The 18,805-nt window shown below is 46.1% G+C and carries 5 protein-coding genes, 16 tRNA genes and 7 rRNA genes; 14 read left to right on the top strand and 14 right to left on the bottom strand.

What is annotated here, in order from left to right; all coding sequences use genetic code 11:
- The first annotated feature begins 52 nt into the window (after positions 1 to 52).
- The 13 genes from K08M4_RS02095 (at position 53) to K08M4_RS02035 (ending at position 3,558) form a co-directional block, all read left to right on the top strand.
- Positions 53 to 128 (top strand) — tRNA-Phe (locus K08M4_RS02095).
- A 74-nt stretch (positions 129 to 202) separates the two neighbouring features.
- A tRNA-Thr gene (locus K08M4_RS02090) sits at positions 203 to 278 on the top strand.
- A gap of 7 nt (positions 279 to 285) precedes the next feature.
- Positions 286 to 361, top strand: a tRNA-Phe gene (locus tag K08M4_RS02085).
- A gap of 56 nt (positions 362 to 417) precedes the next feature.
- A tRNA-Asn gene (locus K08M4_RS02080) sits at positions 418 to 493 on the top strand.
- Between the two features lie 70 nt (positions 494 to 563).
- Positions 564 to 639, top strand: a tRNA-Thr gene (locus K08M4_RS02075).
- A 7-nt stretch (positions 640 to 646) separates the two neighbouring features.
- A tRNA-Phe gene (locus tag K08M4_RS02070) sits at positions 647 to 722 on the top strand.
- A 56-nt stretch (positions 723 to 778) separates the two neighbouring features.
- A tRNA-Asn gene (locus tag K08M4_RS02065) sits at positions 779 to 854 on the top strand.
- 317 nt (positions 855 to 1,171) lie between these two features.
- On the top strand, positions 1,172 to 2,797 hold the full coding sequence (locus K08M4_RS02060) for a methyl-accepting chemotaxis protein (RefSeq protein WP_086048693.1): 1,626 nt from the start codon (positions 1,172 to 1,174) through the stop codon (positions 2,795 to 2,797).
- Positions 2,798 to 3,033: 236 nt separating this feature from the next.
- Positions 3,034 to 3,109 (top strand) — tRNA-Phe (locus K08M4_RS02055).
- A 56-nt stretch (positions 3,110 to 3,165) separates the two neighbouring features.
- Positions 3,166 to 3,241 (top strand) — tRNA-Thr (locus K08M4_RS02050).
- A gap of 24 nt (positions 3,242 to 3,265) precedes the next feature.
- Positions 3,266 to 3,341: transfer RNA gene (locus K08M4_RS02045), tRNA-Asn, on the top strand.
- A 36-nt stretch (positions 3,342 to 3,377) separates the two neighbouring features.
- Positions 3,378 to 3,453 (top strand) — tRNA-Thr (locus K08M4_RS02040).
- 29 nt (positions 3,454 to 3,482) lie between these two features.
- Positions 3,483 to 3,558 (top strand) — tRNA-Asn (locus K08M4_RS02035).
- 290 nt (positions 3,559 to 3,848) lie between these two features.
- On the opposite strand, the gene K08M4_RS02030 is transcribed toward K08M4_RS02035, so the two are convergent.
- Positions 3,849 to 4,244 (bottom strand): DUF2391 family protein, encoded by a 396-nt coding sequence (locus tag K08M4_RS02030; protein ID WP_086048692.1) that lies wholly within the window; start codon positions 4,242 to 4,244, stop codon positions 3,849 to 3,851.
- Positions 4,245 to 4,919: 675 nt separating this feature from the next.
- Between K08M4_RS02030 and K08M4_RS21915 the strand changes: the two genes are divergently transcribed.
- Positions 4,920 to 5,081 carry a hypothetical protein gene (locus K08M4_RS21915; RefSeq protein ID WP_157665727.1) on the top strand — a complete coding sequence of 54 codons (162 nt, stop codon included), beginning with the start codon at positions 4,920 to 4,922 and terminating at the stop codon, positions 5,079 to 5,081.
- A 175-nt stretch (positions 5,082 to 5,256) separates the two neighbouring features.
- Here K08M4_RS21915 and K08M4_RS02025 read toward each other — a convergent pair.
- The 13 genes from K08M4_RS02025 to K08M4_RS01965 form a co-directional block, all read right to left on the bottom strand.
- Positions 5,257 to 5,333, bottom strand: a tRNA-Asp gene (locus K08M4_RS02025).
- A gap of 30 nt (positions 5,334 to 5,363) precedes the next feature.
- Positions 5,364 to 5,479, bottom strand: a 5S ribosomal RNA gene (gene rrf / locus K08M4_RS02020).
- A gap of 42 nt (positions 5,480 to 5,521) precedes the next feature.
- A tRNA-Thr gene (locus tag K08M4_RS02015) sits at positions 5,522 to 5,598 on the bottom strand.
- A 39-nt stretch (positions 5,599 to 5,637) separates the two neighbouring features.
- A 5S ribosomal RNA gene (gene rrf / locus K08M4_RS02010) occupies positions 5,638 to 5,753 on the bottom strand.
- A 124-nt stretch (positions 5,754 to 5,877) separates the two neighbouring features.
- Positions 5,878 to 8,771 (bottom strand): 23S ribosomal RNA (locus tag K08M4_RS02005).
- Positions 8,772 to 9,107: 336 nt separating this feature from the next.
- A tRNA-Ala gene (locus K08M4_RS02000) sits at positions 9,108 to 9,183 on the bottom strand.
- Positions 9,184 to 9,204: 21 nt separating this feature from the next.
- Positions 9,205 to 9,281: transfer RNA gene (locus tag K08M4_RS01995), tRNA-Ile, on the bottom strand.
- A 66-nt stretch (positions 9,282 to 9,347) separates the two neighbouring features.
- A 16S ribosomal RNA gene (locus K08M4_RS01990) occupies positions 9,348 to 10,902 on the bottom strand.
- Positions 10,903 to 11,344: 442 nt separating this feature from the next.
- A 5S ribosomal RNA gene (gene rrf, locus K08M4_RS01985) occupies positions 11,345 to 11,460 on the bottom strand.
- Positions 11,461 to 11,584: 124 nt separating this feature from the next.
- Positions 11,585 to 14,477 (bottom strand): 23S ribosomal RNA (locus tag K08M4_RS01980).
- 390 nt (positions 14,478 to 14,867) lie between these two features.
- Positions 14,868 to 16,422: ribosomal RNA gene (locus K08M4_RS01975) — 16S ribosomal RNA — on the bottom strand.
- Together the 16S, 23S and 5S rRNA genes with 4 tRNA genes alongside form the textbook arrangement of a ribosomal RNA operon.
- 605 nt (positions 16,423 to 17,027) lie before the next feature.
- Positions 17,028 to 18,281 carry a cyclic di-GMP phosphodiesterase gene (locus tag K08M4_RS01970; RefSeq protein WP_086048691.1) on the bottom strand — a complete coding sequence of 418 codons (1,254 nt, stop codon included), beginning with the start codon at positions 18,279 to 18,281 and terminating at the stop codon, positions 17,028 to 17,030.
- 83 nt (positions 18,282 to 18,364) lie between these two features.
- Complete coding sequence (locus K08M4_RS01965; RefSeq protein WP_029223348.1) at positions 18,365 to 18,772, bottom strand: VOC family protein; 408 nt, start codon at positions 18,770 to 18,772, stop codon at positions 18,365 to 18,367.
- Positions 18,773 to 18,805 lie beyond the last annotated feature (33 nt).

The raw sequence follows: 18,805 nt of genomic DNA, 5'->3' as shown, positions 1-18,805 counted from the left end.
TCAAAAAAGGTGTTGACGGTTATGCAGAAAATCCGTTTAATAGCGCTCCGTTGCCCGGATAGCTCAGTCGGTAGAGCAGAGGATTGAAAATCCTCGTGTCGGTGGTTCGATTCCGCCTCCGGGCACCACAATTTGATTTGTTGGTGTCATTACTCTTTAACAGGGAGTAGCAACACGAACAAAAGCACAAAGAATTTAGTGTGCCGACTTAGCTCAGTAGGTAGAGCAACTGACTTGTAATCAGTAGGTCACCAGTTCGACTCCGGTAGTCGGCACCATTCTTTTGCCTCGATAGCTCAGTCGGTAGAGCAGCGGATTGAAAATCCGCGTGTCGGTGGTTCGATTCCGCCTCGAGGCACCATTATTTGGTACTTAACAAATAATGGTCTTTATAGACCTGATGTTGAGACAAGTAATTCCCCTTTAGTTCAGTTGGTAGAACGGCGGACTGTTAATCCGTATGTCGCAAGTTCAAGTCTTGCAAGGGGAGCCATTTTAAAGAACTTCATTTTATATGAGGTTTTAATTAGAGAGTTTACTCTCTAAAGCAAAGAATTTAGTGTGCCGACTTAGCTCAGTAGGTAGAGCAACTGACTTGTAATCAGTAGGTCACCAGTTCGACTCCGGTAGTCGGCACCATTCTTTTGCCTCGATAGCTCAGTCGGTAGAGCAGCGGATTGAAAATCCGCGTGTCGGTGGTTCGATTCCGCCTCGAGGCACCATTATTTGGTACTTAACAAATAATGGTCTTTATAGACCTGATGTTAAGACAAGTAATTCCCCTTTAGTTCAGTTGGTAGAACGGCGGACTGTTAATCCGTATGTCGCAAGTTCAAGTCTTGCAAGGGGAGCCACATTCAAGAAAGCCAAGTCGAAAGACTTGGCTTTTTTTCGTTTGAATAAAAGTAACGCAATTCAATAACACATCAGTTCAACATTAAATCTTGATCTTCTAGTAAATGGACTACGTCCGCCACCCTCAATAGAGTAATTGCTCTTGCCTCTGTTTATTCATTTGACAGCGAAAAATGTTCTTCTGGGGACTTTTTTTTCTTCGTAAATTTAATCTTCATCATGTTTTGATACCTTTCTGATACCTGCACTACACGACTTAGCTTAAGATTCGTGAATGATACACCATACTTATTATTAGATCGCTGCACGGGGAAATATGAAATTAAAAACGCAAGCTTATTTATTATCAGGCATCATTTTGATTGCCTTGCTCGCACTTACGGCTACAGGTTTATGGACCTTAAGAGTTGCTAGCAACATAGACAACAAAGCTCGCGTGACAGAGCTATTTAAAAGTGCATACAGCATTCTTACTGAAGTCGAAAAAATGGCTATTGATGGCACTCTAGAAGAACAACAAGCCAAACAGCTGGCCACTCGCCTACTGCGCAACAATATCTATAAAGACAATGAATATGTATATGTTGCTGATGAAGATATGACTTTTGTCGCAACACCTTTAGATCCGCAACTACACGGAACCAGCTTTAATGATTTTAAAGATGGCGATGGAAATAGCGTTGGCCAACTTATTCAGCGAGCACTTGGCAATAGAACAGGACAAATAGTCGAATACACCTGGACACAAAAACTCCCCGACGGAAGCATTGAAGAAAAACTGTCCATCGCAGAAAAAACACCTCATTGGGGTTGGGTTGTAGGTACAGGTATCGGCTTCAATGAAGTCAACGCAAGGTTTTGGTCAACAGCACAATGGCAACTGATTTTATGTTTGGCTATTGCTGGTGTCATTCTTTCAAGCTTGATTATCTCAATTAAACGTATGCTATCGCTACTTGGCGGTGAACCCAAAGACGTAAGAGAAGCAGTACAAGCTGTCGCAGAAGGAAAAATCCAAACATCGTTTGAGACTCAAGCTGAGCAAGGCAGTATCTATCACGCTGTACAACAAATGAGTCAATCACTGGCAGAGTTAGTATCAAACCTCAACTCTTCAATGCTAGCGTTAAGAGGCGAATTACAGCGCGTGGAAGATCGTGCAGGTTCTATCGCTCAACTTACTGAAACTCAGCAACAATCAACTGAAATGATCGCAACAGCAATGACTGAGATGGCGTCTTCAGCAAATAATGTTGCAGATTCAGCTAGCGATACTGCTCGTAACACCGATGAGGCCGATAAGCAGAGCCAGCATACTCAGCACCTAATTCACAACACAGTAGACAATATTCAAGGCCTCGCTGGACAGTTAGGTACAGCGAGTGAAGCTGTCGCTAACCTAGATAACGACGTAAACAATATTGTAAAGGTACTGGACGTTATAGGAGATATCGCAGAGCAAACTAACCTGTTAGCACTTAACGCTGCTATTGAGGCTGCACGTGCTGGTGAACAAGGCCGTGGATTTGCAGTAGTTGCGGATGAAGTACGTAATCTTGCCGGTCGAACGCAATCGAGCACCAAAGAGATTCAGTTAATGATCAATAACCTTCAAGAAGGCTCCCGTAACGCCATTCAAACAATGAATGTGTGTGCGGCAACGAGTGAAAGCACTGTGACTGAATCTCAGAATGCCTCTGAAGCGCTACAACAAATTGTTATTGCATTAGAGTCCATATCATCAATGAGCCATCAAATCGCAACAGCAGCCGCTGAGCAGACTCAGGTGAGCGATGATATATCGAAGCGTATCAATATGATCGAAGAAAGTGGTAACCAACTAAGCGATGTCGTAACTGAAAGCCATAACAGCACTCAAACTCTAGCTTCTCTTTCTAACGAATTAGAGACTTGGGTAAATAGGTTTGAAGTAAAACACTAAACTCTCAGCAAAATTCTTAAATATAAAAGCACGTTTTCATACGTGCTTTTTTTTATTTCGACGCCCATTCAGTGTAGTTAACCGTTGTTTTACTATCTTTTAGAGCATGCTAGACCTAGGCTTTTCAGCCCAAACGAACAAAAACACCCCACTAAGTATAGAAAAACATCAAACAATACTTTTTTTGCAATTTAGTGTTGACCCAGAACGCGAAAACACGTTTAATACACCTCGTCGCCCGGATAGCTCAGTCGGTAGAGCAGAGGATTGAAAATCCTCGTGTCGGTGGTTCGATTCCGCCTCCGGGCACCACAATTTATTTGTTGGTGTCCTAGACAACAACAGTAAAGCACAAAGAAATATTATGTGCCGACTTAGCTCAGTAGGTAGAGCAACTGACTTGTAATCAGTAGGTCACCAGTTCGACTCCGGTAGTCGGCACCATTTCTTTAAAGCTTTAAGAATAATTCCCCTTTAGTTCAGTTGGTAGAACGGCGGACTGTTAATCCGTATGTCGCAAGTTCAAGTCTTGCAAGGGGAGCCAAGTTAATCATCAAGCAAAAGCTTTTTGATTCATGATGCCGACTTAGCTCAGTAGGTAGAGCAACTGACTTGTAATCAGTAGGTCACCAGTTCGATTCCGGTAGTCGGCACCATTCTCTTGATTAGAGACTAAACAATCAATTCCCCTTTAGTTCAGTTGGTAGAACGGCGGACTGTTAATCCGTATGTCGCAAGTTCAAGTCTTGCAAGGGGAGCCAATTAGAAAAGGCCGCATCATTGATGCGGCCTTTTTGCATCTAAAGATCCTAATCTCTTCATACAACTCCCCTCGCCTTTCTAATAGCTAATTCAATTTAGAAACTCACAGTCTTAATTTTCTTCTAAAACAATCAGGCTTTACTCTTTTGATTTAGCTTGAATTGCCCAACAAACGCACATTCATGTCGAAATCTGTCTAGCGAACTAGCTTAGTTTTATTGTCTAAAGAGTGAATTAAACAAGCTCTAGAAAGGCTCTGTTGATGACTTAACTTAGGTGGTATACGATTTCACTCTTTATCGAAACTATCCACCACAATAGCCCCCATAGACGCTGGCATGGAAATAACGATCACTCTTTTGATCGATACAATTGGGTCGCTTAATAAAGGTAGTTTATCCAAACAAGTTAGCACTAAAGCAACGACCATTGCCGTCATGACGTAAGCAATAACTATTCTGAAAATAAACACCGGCAACCGAGCGACAATATCTTTCTGAAATACACTCTCATACGTATAGAAACCGAGGAACACAGCTGATAGTAAAAATAACAGCAATAGATTAGCGCTCGGTAAAGTCTCTCCTAACTTCCACGCTTCTTCAGAAAAAGAAATCGGCACGGCCAAAGCAAAAGATCCTACAAAGATCTGGCTAGCATCTTCAAAGTTAAAGCTTAATTTCATAGTTCGACCCATTAGGTTTTAAGGCTTTATCTATTTTTAAAATAATCACAAAATTATCCGCCGATGATTTGGGAATTTTCTATTCTTACCAAGCAACAGAAATGACACTTCTTAGCTTAATATTAGTCGTAATAACCTAAACATAGCTTGAACTAACCAGCAAGAAATCAATATGTTCAGAGTAAAAACGGTGAAAACAACTAATTCATATCGAATCAGCAAGCACATCAGAATCGAAGAGAGACCGGTAAACATCCTAAGATACCAGTGCCTAGAACCAGAAATCTCAATCAGTTGGGTGATAAACATCACTGCACGGATCGAGGGATACTCTATTTCTTAGCTTATATATCCTTCCTGCATCACTTGGGGAGCTCAACCTAGCGACTCTCACCTTCAAACTGAATCTAGTCCGCTTTCACCCTTTGAAATGCTTCGAACAAAGTGCTTAATGCTATCGAGAGTGGTTTAAGATCAATGCATAACAAGAGCTATTAAGTCGACTCATTAAGGACTCTAGCGTTCTTAGCGAAATCCTCCATGATGGAGTCCTAATTACACATTAGGCTATCCTCTAGATTCACTGATAGGCCAGAAGTCAGGTTTCCTAGACGAAGATCTATTAACTAATACTTGAGGAAGGCTCCAAGCACTGAGCAAGTAGGGTGAGTTGTAATGCTTGTATGGTTTCAGGTATTGAATGGGCCGCTGAGTCAGAACAGTCTCATTAACCTAACTTACAACGTCGTATGGCTCGAGTATTTGATCAGTAAGCTTAAAGAGCTGCGTGCGTTTGAAGTCATTCTTGTGTCAAGCCATAATTGGAATCAGAAATGATGTGATTCTAGTCGTAGGATTGGAATTTCTGATAAGTGACAGAATAATGGGGACGCGTTGGCTAGGAGTTATGGGTTACGGGAAACCTTATATGGAAGTCATTAGATGGAAGGGTGAAACACAATAATTTAGATGTAAAAAAGCCCCGCTATTTCTAGCGAAGCTTCTAAATAAATGGCGGAGTGGACGGGACTCGAACCCGCGACCCCCGGCGTGACAGGCCGGTATTCTAACCAACTGAACTACCACTCCGCAGTGTCTATTCAGCATAATGCAATTTAAGCCTGACGATGTCCTACTCTCACATGGGGAAGCCCCACACTACCATCGGCGCTATTGTGTTTCACTTCTGAGTTCGGCATGGAATCAGGTGGGTCCACAATGCTATGGTCGTCAAACAAATTCTGTTGTTAACTTGAATAATCAAATCAACTAAATAGTGGTGCTGATACCCAGACTCGAACTGGGGACCTCACCCTTACCAAGGGTGCGCTCTACCGGGCTGAGCTATATCAGCAGTTCTAGAACCGTTGAAAAACGACTCTAAAAATTTAGAGCCTGGCGATGTCCTACTCTCACATGGGGAAGCCCCACACTACCATCGGCGCTATTGTGTTTCACTTCTGAGTTCGGCATGGAATCAGGTGGGTCCACAATGCTATGGTCGCCAAGCAAATTTTGTTTAATTGACGCATTAGCGACAATTAATAATTCGGAAAACTGATTTAAAAGTATCTCTTCAAACTCATTCAAGGTCTGTCTTTCTATTGAGTCCACAAAACCCCTTGGGTGTTGTATGGTTAAGCCTCACGGGCAATTAGTACAGGTTAGCTCAATGCCTCGCAGCACTTACACACCCTGCCTATCAACGTCGTAGTCTACGACAACCCTTTAGGACACTTATAGTGCCAGGGAAAACTCATCTCAAGGCTCGCTTCCCGCTTAGATGCTTTCAGCGGTTATCGATTCCGAACTTAGCTACCGGGCAATGCCATTGGCATGACAACCCGAACACCAGAGGTTCGTCCACTCCGGTCCTCTCGTACTAGGAGCAGCCCCTTTCAATTTTCCAACGCCCACGGCAGATAGGGACCGAACTGTCTCACGACGTTCTAAACCCAGCTCGCGTACCACTTTAAATGGCGAACAGCCATACCCTTGGGACCGACTTCAGCCCCAGGATGTGATGAGCCGACATCGAGGTGCCAAACACCGCCGTCGATATGAACTCTTGGGCGGTATCAGCCTGTTATCCCCGGAGTACCTTTTATCCGTTGAGCGATGGCCCTTCCATTCAGAACCACCGGATCACTATGACCTGCTTTCGCACCTGCTCGAATTGTCATTCTCGCAGTCAAGCGGGCTTATGCCATTGCACTAACCACACGATGTCCAACCGTGTTTAGCCCACCTTCGTGCTCCTCCGTTACTCTTTGGGAGGAGACCGCCCCAGTCAAACTACCCACCAGGCACTGTCCGTAATCCCGATTCAGGGACCAACGTTAGAACATCAAAACTACAAGGGTGGTATTTCAAGGACGACTCCATCACATCTAGCGACGCAATTTCATAGTCTCCCACCTATCCTACACATGTAGGTTCAATGTTCAGTGCCAAGCTGTAGTAAAGGTTCACGGGGTCTTTCCGTCTAGCCGCGGGTACACTGCATCTTCACAGCGATTTCAATTTCACTGAGTCTCGGGTGGAGACAGCGTGGCCATCATTACGCCATTCGTGCAGGTCGGAACTTACCCGACAAGGAATTTCGCTACCTTAGGACCGTTATAGTTACGGCCGCCGTTTACCGGGGCTTCGATCAAGAGCTTCGACCGAAGTCTAACCCCATCAATTAACCTTCCGGCACCGGGCAGGCGTCACACCGTATACGTCATCTTACGATTTTGCACAGTGCTGTGTTTTTAATAAACAGTTGCAGCCACCTGGTATCTGCGACTCTCGTCTGCTCCATCCGCAAGGGACTTCACTGATAAGAGCGTACCTTCTCCCGAAGTTACGGTACCATTTTGCCTAGTTCCTTCACCCGAGTTCTCTCAAGCGCCTTGGTATTCTCTACCCGACCACCTGTGTCGGTTTGGGGTACGATTCCTTACAATCTGAAGCTTAGAGGCTTTTCCTGGAAGCATGGCATCAATGACTTCACTACCGTAGTAGCTCGACATCGTATCTCAGCGTTAGTAGTGGTCCGGATTTACCTAAACCACCCGCCTACATACTTGAACCTGGACAACCGTCGCCAGGCCCACCTAGCCTTCTCCGTCCCCCCATCGCAATTGTAAGAAGTACGGGAATATTAACCCGTTTCCCATCGACTACGCCTTTCGGCCTCGCCTTAGGAGTCGACTTACCCTGCCCCGATTAACGTTGGACAGGAACCCTTGGTCTTCCGGCGAGGGAGTTTTTCACTCCCTTTATCGTTACTCATGTCAGCATTCGCACTTCTGATACCTCCAGCAGTCCTTACAGACCACCTTCAACGGCTTACAGAACGCTCCCCTACCCCACATACCCTAAGGTACGTAGCCGCAGCTTCGGTGTATAGCTTAGCCCCGTTACATCTTCCGCGCAGGCCGACTCGACCAGTGAGCTATTACGCTTTCTTTAAATGATGGCTGCTTCTAAGCCAACATCCTGGCTGTCTGAGCCTTCCCACATCGTTTCCCACTTAGCTATACTTTGGGACCTTAGCTGGCGGTCTGGGTTGTTTCCCTCTCCACGACGGACGTTAGCACCCGCCGTGTGTCTCCCGGATAGTACTTACTGGTATTCGGAGTTTGCAAAGGGTTGGTAAGTCGGGATGACCCCCTAGCCTTAACAGTGCTCTACCCCCAGTAGTATTCGTCCGAGGCGCTACCTAAATAGCTTTCGGGGAGAACCAGCTATCTCCAGGTTTGATTGGCCTTTCACCCCTAGCCACAAGTCATCCGCTAATTTTTCAACATTAGTCGGTTCGGTCCTCCAGTTGATGTTACTCAACCTTCAACCTGCCCATGGCTAGATCACCTGGTTTCGGGTCTAATCCTAGCAACTGTACGCCCAGTTAAGACTCGGTTTCCCTACGGCTCCCCTAAACGGTTAACCTTGCTACTAAAATTAAGTCGCTGACCCATTATACAAAAGGTACGCAGTCACACCACGAAGGTGCTCCTACTGCTTGTACGTACACGGTTTCAGGTTCTATTTCACTCCCCTCACAGGGGTTCTTTTCGCCTTTCCCTCACGGTACTGGTTCACTATCGGTCAGTCAGTAGTATTTAGCCTTGGAGGATGGTCCCCCCATATTCAGACAGGATATCACGTGTCCCGCCCTACTCGTTTTCACTGATTATGAGATGTCGATTACGGGGCTATCACCCTTTATTGCGGCACTTTCCAGAGCCTTCATCTGTCTCATTAAAAGCTTAAGGGCTAATCCAATTTCGCTCGCCGCTACTTTCGGAATCTCGGTTGATTTCTCTTCCTCGGGGTACTTAGATGTTTCAGTTCCCCCGGTTTGCCTCCTGTTGCTATGTATTCACAACAGGATACTTGCTTATGCAAGTGGGTTTCCCCATTCAGGAATCCCAGACTCAAAAGGTTATTACTACCTAATCTGGGCTTATCGCAAGTTATTACGCCTTTCATCGCCTCTGACTGCCAAGGCATCCACCGTGTACGCTTAGTCACTTAACCATACAACCCGAAAGGGTTTCTATTTGCTTTCACTTTAAAAAGTGAAGACAAATAAGCGTATGGCAACTAACCAAGGTTTTTGGTTGTCATCAAGAAGGGTTAATTCTTGATGACTGTTTGCCGGACTCAATTGTGAATCAAACTTAGTTTGATTCGAATACAAGACACTTGAATGTGTTTGTTGTGTTTATCTAATGAAAGATAAACATTGAGAACTTTTAAATTTGATTGAATTACTCGTAAGTAAATCAATCAGTCAGCTTTCCAAATTGTTAAAGAGCTTGATTCAAACTAATGAACCATTTTTAAATATTTTCAAATAAAAACACTTAAAGATGGTGGAGCTATGCGGGATCGAACCGCAGACCTCCTGCGTGCAAGGCAGGCGCTCTCCCAGCTGAGCTATAGCCCCATCTTTGTATCTAGTCGATATTGGTGGGTCTGAGTGGACTCGAACCACCGACCTCCCGCTTATCAGGCGAGCGCTCTAACCAGCTGAGCTACAGACCCAATATCGTCTCTTTTACTTTCTAAACCTAATCAATCTGTGTGGACACTCATCGTGGTATCTTCGTATAAGGAGGTGATCCAGCCCCAGGTTCCCCTAGGGCTACCTTGTTACGACTTCACCCCAGTCATGAACCACAAAGTGGTGAGCGTCCTCCCCGAAAGGTTAAACTACCCACTTCTTTTGCAGCCCACTCCCATGGTGTGACGGGCGGTGTGTACAAGGCCCGGGAACGTATTCACCGTGACATTCTGATTCACGATTACTAGCGATTCCGACTTCATGGAGTCGAGTTGCAGACTCCAATCCGGACTACGACGCACTTTTTGGGATTCGCTCACTATCGCTAGCTTGCTGCCCTCTGTATGCGCCATTGTAGCACGTGTGTAGCCCTACTCGTAAGGGCCATGATGACTTGACGTCGTCCCCACCTTCCTCCGGTTTATCACCGGCAGTCTCCCTGGAGTTCCCGACATTACTCGCTGGCAAACAAGGATAAGGGTTGCGCTCGTTGCGGGACTTAACCCAACATTTCACAACACGAGCTGACGACAGCCATGCAGCACCTGTCTCAGAGCTCCCGAAGGCACACCTGCGTCTCCGCTGGCTTCTCTGGATGTCAAGAGTAGGTAAGGTTCTTCGCGTTGCATCGAATTAAACCACATGCTCCACCGCTTGTGCGGGCCCCCGTCAATTCATTTGAGTTTTAATCTTGCGACCGTACTCCCCAGGCGGTCTACTTAACGCGTTAGCTCCGAAAGCCACGGCTCAAGGCCACAACCTCCAAGTAGACATCGTTTACGGCGTGGACTACCAGGGTATCTAATCCTGTTTGCTCCCCACGCTTTCGCATCTGAGTGTCAGTGTCTGTCCAGGGGGCCGCCTTCGCCACTGGTATTCCTTCAGATCTCTACGCATTTCACCGCTACACCTGAAATTCTACCCCCCTCTACAGCACTCTAGTTCACCAGTTTCAAATGCAGTTCCGAGGTTGAGCCCCGGGCTTTCACATCTGACTTAATGAACCACCTGCATGCGCTTTACGCCCAGTAATTCCGATTAACGCTCGCACCCTCCGTATTACCGCGGCTGCTGGCACGGAGTTAGCCGGTGCTTCTTCTGTTGCTAACGTCAAGATGCGCAGCTATTAACTACACACCCTTCCTCACAACTGAAAGTACTTTACAACCCGAAGGCCTTCTTCATACACGCGGCATGGCTGCATCAGGCTTGCGCCCATTGTGCAATATTCCCCACTGCTGCCTCCCGTAGGAGTCTGGACCGTGTCTCAGTTCCAGTGTGGCTGATCATCCTCTCAGACCAGCTAGGGATCGTCGCCTTGGTGAGCCATTACCTCACCAACTAGCTAATCCCACCTAGGCATATCTTGACGCGAGAGGCCCGAAGGTCCCCCTCTTTGGCCCGTAGGCATTATGCGGTATTAGCCATCGTTTCCAATGGTTATCCCCCACATCAAGGCAATTTCCTAGGCATTACTCACCCGTCCGCCGCTCGACGCCCATTAACGCACCCGAAGGATTGTTAGTGTCGTTTCCGCTCGACTTGCATGTGTTAGGCCTGCCGCCAGCGTTCAATCTGAGCCATGATCAAACTCTTCAATTTAAGATTTTGTGACTCAACGAATACTGACTTCAAAACTATTCTTTATAAATAAAGAGTGTAATTTTAAAGCTATTACCATTCCAACAGAATGGTAATGAATTGACTGTGCCGAATAACTACAAGTAGTTAAACGTATTGGTCACTCAGTTCATTGAAATCAAGTTTGTTACCGAAGTAACTGCCATTCCTAAGAATGACGTTTTGATATTCATCAACGAGTGCCCACACAGATTGATAGGTTTAAATTGTTAAAGAGCTTGTTCTCTAAAAAGAGAACGCTTTCAGTGCCTTAGCACTTAAGCAGGACGCGTATAATACGCTTTCCACTTTGAAAGTCAACATAAAACTCTAAGAAAACTTAGAATCCTATGGTGACTTGTCTATTAAATAGACAAAGTCGAACTTTTGTCTTCACTTTTAAAAAAGTGAAAATAAATTTGGAGCCTGGCGATGTCCTACTCTCACATGGGGAAGCCCCACACTACCATCGGCGCTATTGTGTTTCACTTCTGAGTTCGGCATGGAATCAGGTGGGTCCACAATGCTATGGTCGCCAAGCAAATTTTGTTTAATTGACGCATTAGCGACAATTAATAATTCGGAAAACTGATTTAAAAGTATCTCTTCAAACTCATTCAAGGTCTGTCTTTCTATTGAGTCCACAAAACCCCTTGGGTGTTGTATGGTTAAGCCTCACGGGCAATTAGTACAGGTTAGCTCAATGCCTCGCAGCACTTACACACCCTGCCTATCAACGTCGTAGTCTACGACAACCCTTTAGGACACTTATAGTGCCAGGGAAAACTCATCTCAAGGCTCGCTTCCCGCTTAGATGCTTTCAGCGGTTATCGATTCCGAACTTAGCTACCGGGCAATGCCATTGGCATGACAACCCGAACACCAGAGGTTCGTCCACTCCGGTCCTCTCGTACTAGGAGCAGCCCCTTTCAATTTTCCAACGCCCACGGCAGATAGGGACCGAACTGTCTCACGACGTTCTAAACCCAGCTCGCGTACCACTTTAAATGGCGAACAGCCATACCCTTGGGACCGACTTCAGCCCCAGGATGTGATGAGCCGACATCGAGGTGCCAAACACCGCCGTCGATATGAACTCTTGGGCGGTATCAGCCTGTTATCCCCGGAGTACCTTTTATCCGTTGAGCGATGGCCCTTCCATTCAGAACCACCGGATCACTATGACCTGCTTTCGCACCTGCTCGAATTGTCATTCTCGCAGTCAAGCGGGCTTATGCCATTGCACTAACCACACGATGTCCAACCGTGTTTAGCCCACCTTCGTGCTCCTCCGTTACTCTTTGGGAGGAGACCGCCCCAGTCAAACTACCCACCAGGCACTGTCCGTAATCCCGATTCAGGGACCAACGTTAGAACATCAAAACTACAAGGGTGGTATTTCAAGGACGACTCCATCACATCTAGCGACGCAATTTCATAGTCTCCCACCTATCCTACACATGTAGGTTCAATGTTCAGTGCCAAGCTGTAGTAAAGGTTCACGGGGTCTTTCCGTCTAGCCGCGGGTACACTGCATCTTCACAGCGATTTCAATTTCACTGAGTCTCGGGTGGAGACAGCGTGGCCATCATTACGCCATTCGTGCAGGTCGGAACTTACCCGACAAGGAATTTCGCTACCTTAGGACCGTTATAGTTACGGCCGCCGTTTACCGGGGCTTCGATCAAGAGCTTCGACCGAAGTCTAACCCCATCAATTAACCTTCCGGCACCGGGCAGGCGTCACACCGTATACGTCATCTTACGATTTTGCACAGTGCTGTGTTTTTAATAAACAGTTGCAGCCACCTGGTATCTGCGACTCTCGTCTGCTCCATCCGCAAGGGACTTCACTGATAAGAGCGTACCTTCTCCCGAAGTTACGGTACCATTTTGCCTAGTTCCTTCACCCGAGTTCTCTCAAGCGCCTTGGTATTCTCTACCCGACCACCTGTGTCGGTTTGGGGTACGATTCCTTACAATCTGAAGCTTAGAGGCTTTTCCTGGAAGCATGGCATCAATGACTTCACTACCGTAGTAGCTCGACATCGTATCTCAGCGTTAAGAAAGTCCGGATTTACCTAAACTTTCCGCCTACGTACTTGAACCTGGACAACCGTCGCCAGGCCCACCTAGCCTTCTCCGTCCCCCCATCGCAATTGTAAGAAGTACGGGAATATTAACCCGTTTCCCATCGACTACGCCTTTCGGCCTCGCCTTAGGAGTCGACTTACCCTGCCCCGATTAACGTTGGACAGGAACCCTTGGTCTTCCGGCGAGGGAGTTTTTCACTCCCTTTATCGTTACTCATGTCAGCATTCGCACTTCTGATACCTCCAGCATGCCTTACAGCACACCTTCAACGGCTTACAGAACGCTCCCCTACCCCACATACCCTAAGGTACGTAGCCGCAGCTTCGGTGTATAGCTTAGCCCCGTTACATCTTCCGCGCAGGCCGACTCGACCAGTGAGCTATTACGCTTTCTTTAAATGATGGCTGCTTCTAAGCCAACATCCTGGCTGTCTGAGCCTTCCCACATCGTTTCCCACTTAGCTATACTTTGGGACCTTAGCTGGCGGTCTGGGTTGTTTCCCTCTCCACGACGGACGTTAGCACCCGCCGTGTGTCTCCCGGATAGTACTTACTGGTATTCGGAGTTTGCAAAGGGTTGGTAAGTCGGGATGACCCCCTAGCCTTAACAGTGCTCTACCCCCAGTAGTATTCGTCCGAGGCGCTACCTAAATAGCTTTCGGGGAGAACCAGCTATCTCCAGGTTTGATTGGCCTTTCACCCCTAGCCACAAGTCATCCGCTAATTTTTCAACATTAGTCGGTTCGGTCCTCCAGTTGATGTTACTCAACCTTCAACCTGCCCATGGCTAGATCACCTGGTTTCGGGTCTAATCCTAGCAACTGTACGCCCAGTTAAGACTCGGTTTCCCTACGGCTCCCCTAAACGGTTAACCTTGCTACTAAAATTAAGTCGCTGACCCATTATACAAAAGGTACGCAGTCACACCACGAAGGTGCTCCTACTGCTTGTACGTACACGGTTTCAGGTTCTATTTCACTCCCCTCACAGGGGTTCTTTTCGCCTTTCCCTCACGGTACTGGTTCACTATCGGTCAGTCAGTAGTATTTAGCCTTGGAGGATGGTCCCCCCATATTCAGACAGGATATCACGTGTCCCGCCCTACTCGTTTTCACTGATTATGAGATGTCGATTACGGGGCTATCACCCTTTATTGCGGCACTTTCCAGAGCCTTCATCTGTCTCATTAAAAGCTTAAGGGCTAATCCAATTTCGCTCGCCGCTACTTTCGGAATCTCGGTTGATTTCTCTTCCTCGGGGTACTTAGATGTTTCAGTTCCCCCGGTTTGCCTCCTGTTGCTATGTATTCACAACAGGATACTTGCTTATGCAAGTGGGTTTCCCCATTCAGGAATCCCAGACTCAAAAGGTTATTACTACCTAATCTGGGCTTATCGCAAGTTATTACGCCTTTCATCGCCTCTGACTGCCAAGGCATCCACCGTGTACGCTTAGTCACTTAACCATACAACCCGAAAGGGTTTCTATTTGCTTTCACTTTAAAAAGTGAAGACAAATAAGCGTATGGCAACTAACCAAGGTTTTTGGTTGTCATCAAGAAGGGTTAATTCTTGATGACTGTTTGCCGGACTCAATTGTGAATCAAACTTAGTTTGATTCGAATACAAGACACTTGAATGTGTTTGTTGTGTTTATCTAATAAAAGATAAACATTGAGAACTTTTAAATTTGATTAACATGACTCGTAAGTCAGTTAATCAGTCAGCTTTCCAAATTGTTAAAGAGCATAAAGCAAAAAGCTTTAATCAATAACTTACGTTATTAATTAAAGCTCTGGCTTTAACTAAATCTAAACCATCAATCTGTGTGGACACTCATCGTAAGTATCTTCGTATAAGGAGGTGATCCAGCCCCAGGTTCCCCTAGGGCTACCTTGTTACGACTTCACCCCAGTCATGAACCACAAAGTGGTGAGCGTCCTCCCCGAAAGGTTAAACTACCCACTTCTTTTGCAGCCCACTCCCATGGTGTGACGGGCGGTGTGTACAAGGCCCGGGAACGTATTCACCGTGACATTCTGATTCACGATTACTAGCGATTCCGACTTCATGGAGTCGAGTTGCAGACTCCAATCCGGACTACGACGCACTTTTTGGGATTCGCTCACTATCGCTAGCTTGCTGCCCTCTGTATGCGCCATTGTAGCACGTGTGTAGCCCTACTCGTAAGGGCCATGATGACTTGACGTCGTCCCCACCTTCCTCCGGTTTATCACCGGCAGTCTCCCTGGAGTTCCCGACATTACTCGCTGGCAAACAAGGATAAGGGTTGCGCTCGTTGCGGGACTTAACCCAACATTTCACAACACGAGCTGACGACAGCCATGCAGCACCTGTCTCAGAGCTCCCGAAGGCACACCTGCGTCTCCGCTGGCTTCTCTGGATGTCAAGAGTAGGTAAGGTTCTTCGCGTTGCATCGAATTAAACCACATGCTCCACCGCTTGTGCGGGCCCCCGTCAATTCATTTGAGTTTTAATCTTGCGACCGTACTCCCCAGGCGGTCTACTTAACGCGTTAGCTCCGAAAGCCACGGCTCAAGGCCACAACCTCCAAGTAGACATCGTTTACGGCGTGGACTACCAGGGTATCTAATCCTGTTTGCTCCCCACGCTTTCGCATCTGAGTGTCAGTGTCTGTCCAGGGGGCCGCCTTCGCCACTGGTATTCCTTCAGATCTCTACGCATTTCACCGCTACACCTGAAATTCTACCCCCCTCTACAGCACTCTAGTTCACCAGTTTCAAATGCAGTTCCGAGGTTGAGCCCCGGGCTTTCACATCTGACTTAATGAACCACCTGCATGCGCTTTACGCCCAGTAATTCCGATTAACGCTCGCACCCTCCGTATTACCGCGGCTGCTGGCACGGAGTTAGCCGGTGCTTCTTCTGTTGCTAACGTCAAGATGCGCAGCTATTAACTACACACCCTTCCTCACAACTGAAAGTACTTTACAACCCGAAGGCCTTCTTCATACACGCGGCATGGCTGCATCAGGCTTGCGCCCATTGTGCAATATTCCCCACTGCTGCCTCCCGTAGGAGTCTGGACCGTGTCTCAGTTCCAGTGTGGCTGATCATCCTCTCAGACCAGCTAGGGATCGTCGCCTTGGTGAGCCATTACCTCACCAACTAGCTAATCCCACCTAGGCATATCTTGACGCGAGAGGCCCGAAGGTCCCCCTCTTTGGCCCGTAGGCATTATGCGGTATTAGCCATCGTTTCCAATGGTTATCCCCCACATCAAGGCAATTTCCTAGGCATTACTCACCCGTCCGCCGCTCGACGCCCATTAACGCACCCGAAGGATTGTTAGTGTCGTTTCCGCTCGACTTGCATGTGTTAGGCCTGCCGCCAGCGTTCAATCTGAGCCATGATCAAACTCTTCAATTTAAGATTTTGTGACTCAACGAATACTGACTTCAAAACTATTCTTTATAAATAAAGAGTGTAATTTTAAAGCTATTACCATTCCAACAGAATGGTAATGAATTGACTGTGCCGAATAACTACAAGTAGTTAAACGTATTGGTCACTCAGTTCATTGAAATCAAGTTTGTTACCGAAGTAACTGCCATTCCTAAGAATGACGTTTTGATATTCATCAACGAGTGCCCACACAGATTGATAGGTTTAAATTGTTAAAGAGCTTCACTTGTTGAGCGTTCCTTTTAAGTAAGGAGCCTCTCGAAGTGGACGGCCATTCTAGCGTTTTAATTCTCGGTGTCAAACACTTATTGGGAATTAATTTCTACTTTTTAAAAGTAGGAGCGATTAAACGCTTTAAGCTAGTTGCCTTACCAACATTCTGCGCTGAAGCCTTGTAGCGTCTGCCGTGTCAGTGAGGCGGCATTATAGAGATGCCACTCATATTGACAAGCAATAAATGCTTTTTTTATTGAAAAAAGAGGTTAAGTGAGGAAATTTCAACCAAGGGCTTATTTATACCAGTTTCACCCCAAGTTTCGAACAAATTACCCACAACGACCTGTGGATAACTACTCGCCATTATCAAAAAAGTAAGATAAACGAGCCCTAGGGTTTAGATATTCTCTAACTTGTTCCGGTAGCTTGCTTGGATGAACAGCATTAACGATTTTGATCTCTTTAATAAAGAGGTCAATGATCGGGGCTTGGGTTCTTGGCACGCTAGGATCGTAGATCAGTACATTTGGATAAAGCATATGCTTGGCGTTAACAGATATCACAATCCCAATCGAATCATTTGAAAGCTGTACTACGGTTCCTGGTGGGTAGACTCCCATAAACTTAACCAACAGCCCCAAATTATCTTGGCTATATAGATATTTGCCGTTCTTATATAAGTGAGACAATGCCAAATATGGGATCATTTGTTGATATTGCGTTTTGCCATGGCAAAGATTATCGAAAGCGTTAGCCACTGCAACTATCTTGGCAAACTCATCGATCTCATCTTCTTTTAAACCTTCAGGATAACCAGAACCATCATTCATCTCATGATGTTGAGCAATCACCTTTTTAGCACTTTCAGGAAAGTCATCAATTGTTGAGACAATATCTGCACCATATTTGGTGTGAAGCTTTAGGTAGTTCTCTTCTGGTACCGTTAGTGCGCTCTGCTTTCTTAATATCGCGACTGGTATTTTGATTTTGCCTACATCGTGGAACAATGCGGCAAATGAAAGATCTTTCAACTGTTGCGTATTGTAGCCTTTAGCTTTACCTATCATTAGCGCAATAACAGAGACATTTAATGTATGAAAGTAGATATCTTCAAAATCAGCTTTTGCATTCATGAGATGCAAGGTGACGTTATCATCGCTCACTAGGGTTTCGACAATATCATCAACAAGAGCCTTAACCTCCCCTACCGCATCTAATGGGCGATTACGGATTTTAGTCATCACTGAACGCATTCGAGCAAGCGAACGTTCGAACTCTTTCTCGCAATGGCTCACCCTACGACGGTAAGAGCTTAGCGTTTCGATACGTTCATGTTTATCTTTCCACATTCTTTCTGCTTCAAGGCTTACCTGTAAATCACCATCAAGGTCTTGTTCACTCACATGGTTCGCGGGTAAGGGTGATGTATCACTTTGGTTCGGGTTTATATAGACGTGCTTAATCCCAAGGTGTCGAATGACTTTTACTTGGGCGTCGTCTTTGATTTTAAAGCTGTTGAGTAGAAATGGGTGTTCATTCCATTTTACCGGGAGTCGTACATGTAGACCGGGCTGAATGCGATCTACGGTAATCTTTATGCTGCCCATTTTTATATATAATATTGATTATTAATCTCTATTTATAATTCTAATAAAACCAAGCAGCAATTTCACTATCCAATTTCACAGGTTCAACTTAAAGAGTCACAGTGCACCATCCAACGTATACCGAACTTGTCTTCTACTTTGCCAAACCGGGCACCCCAAAAAGTATCCGCTAGCGGTGTCATTATACGCCCGCCTTGCTTGAGCTTTTCAAAGATGTGTTCTTGAGTCGCGGTATCCTCGGTAACAAGCGAGAGTGCAAGGTTGTTCCCTTCAAGCTCCTTGGCTTTAACACCATCGGACATCATCAGCTTCATACCAAATGCTTCGAACTCAGCATGCATAATCCAATCAGGTTGAGCTCCCTCTATTACTTGTGGCGCATCACTAAAAAGTTGTTTAGATAAAACTACACCGCCAAAACACTTATGGTAAAAATCCAACGCTTCATTACAACGGCCATCAAAAAACAAGTAAGGGGTTACTGTCAGCATATATCTCTCCTCTATTATTCCTTTAAACATAGA

It is taken from the genome of Vibrio syngnathi (genome assembly GCF_002119525.1).
Classification (GTDB): Bacteria; Pseudomonadota; Gammaproteobacteria; order Enterobacterales; family Vibrionaceae; genus Vibrio; species Vibrio syngnathi.
This window is presented reverse-complemented; position numbering and strand designations above follow the sequence as displayed.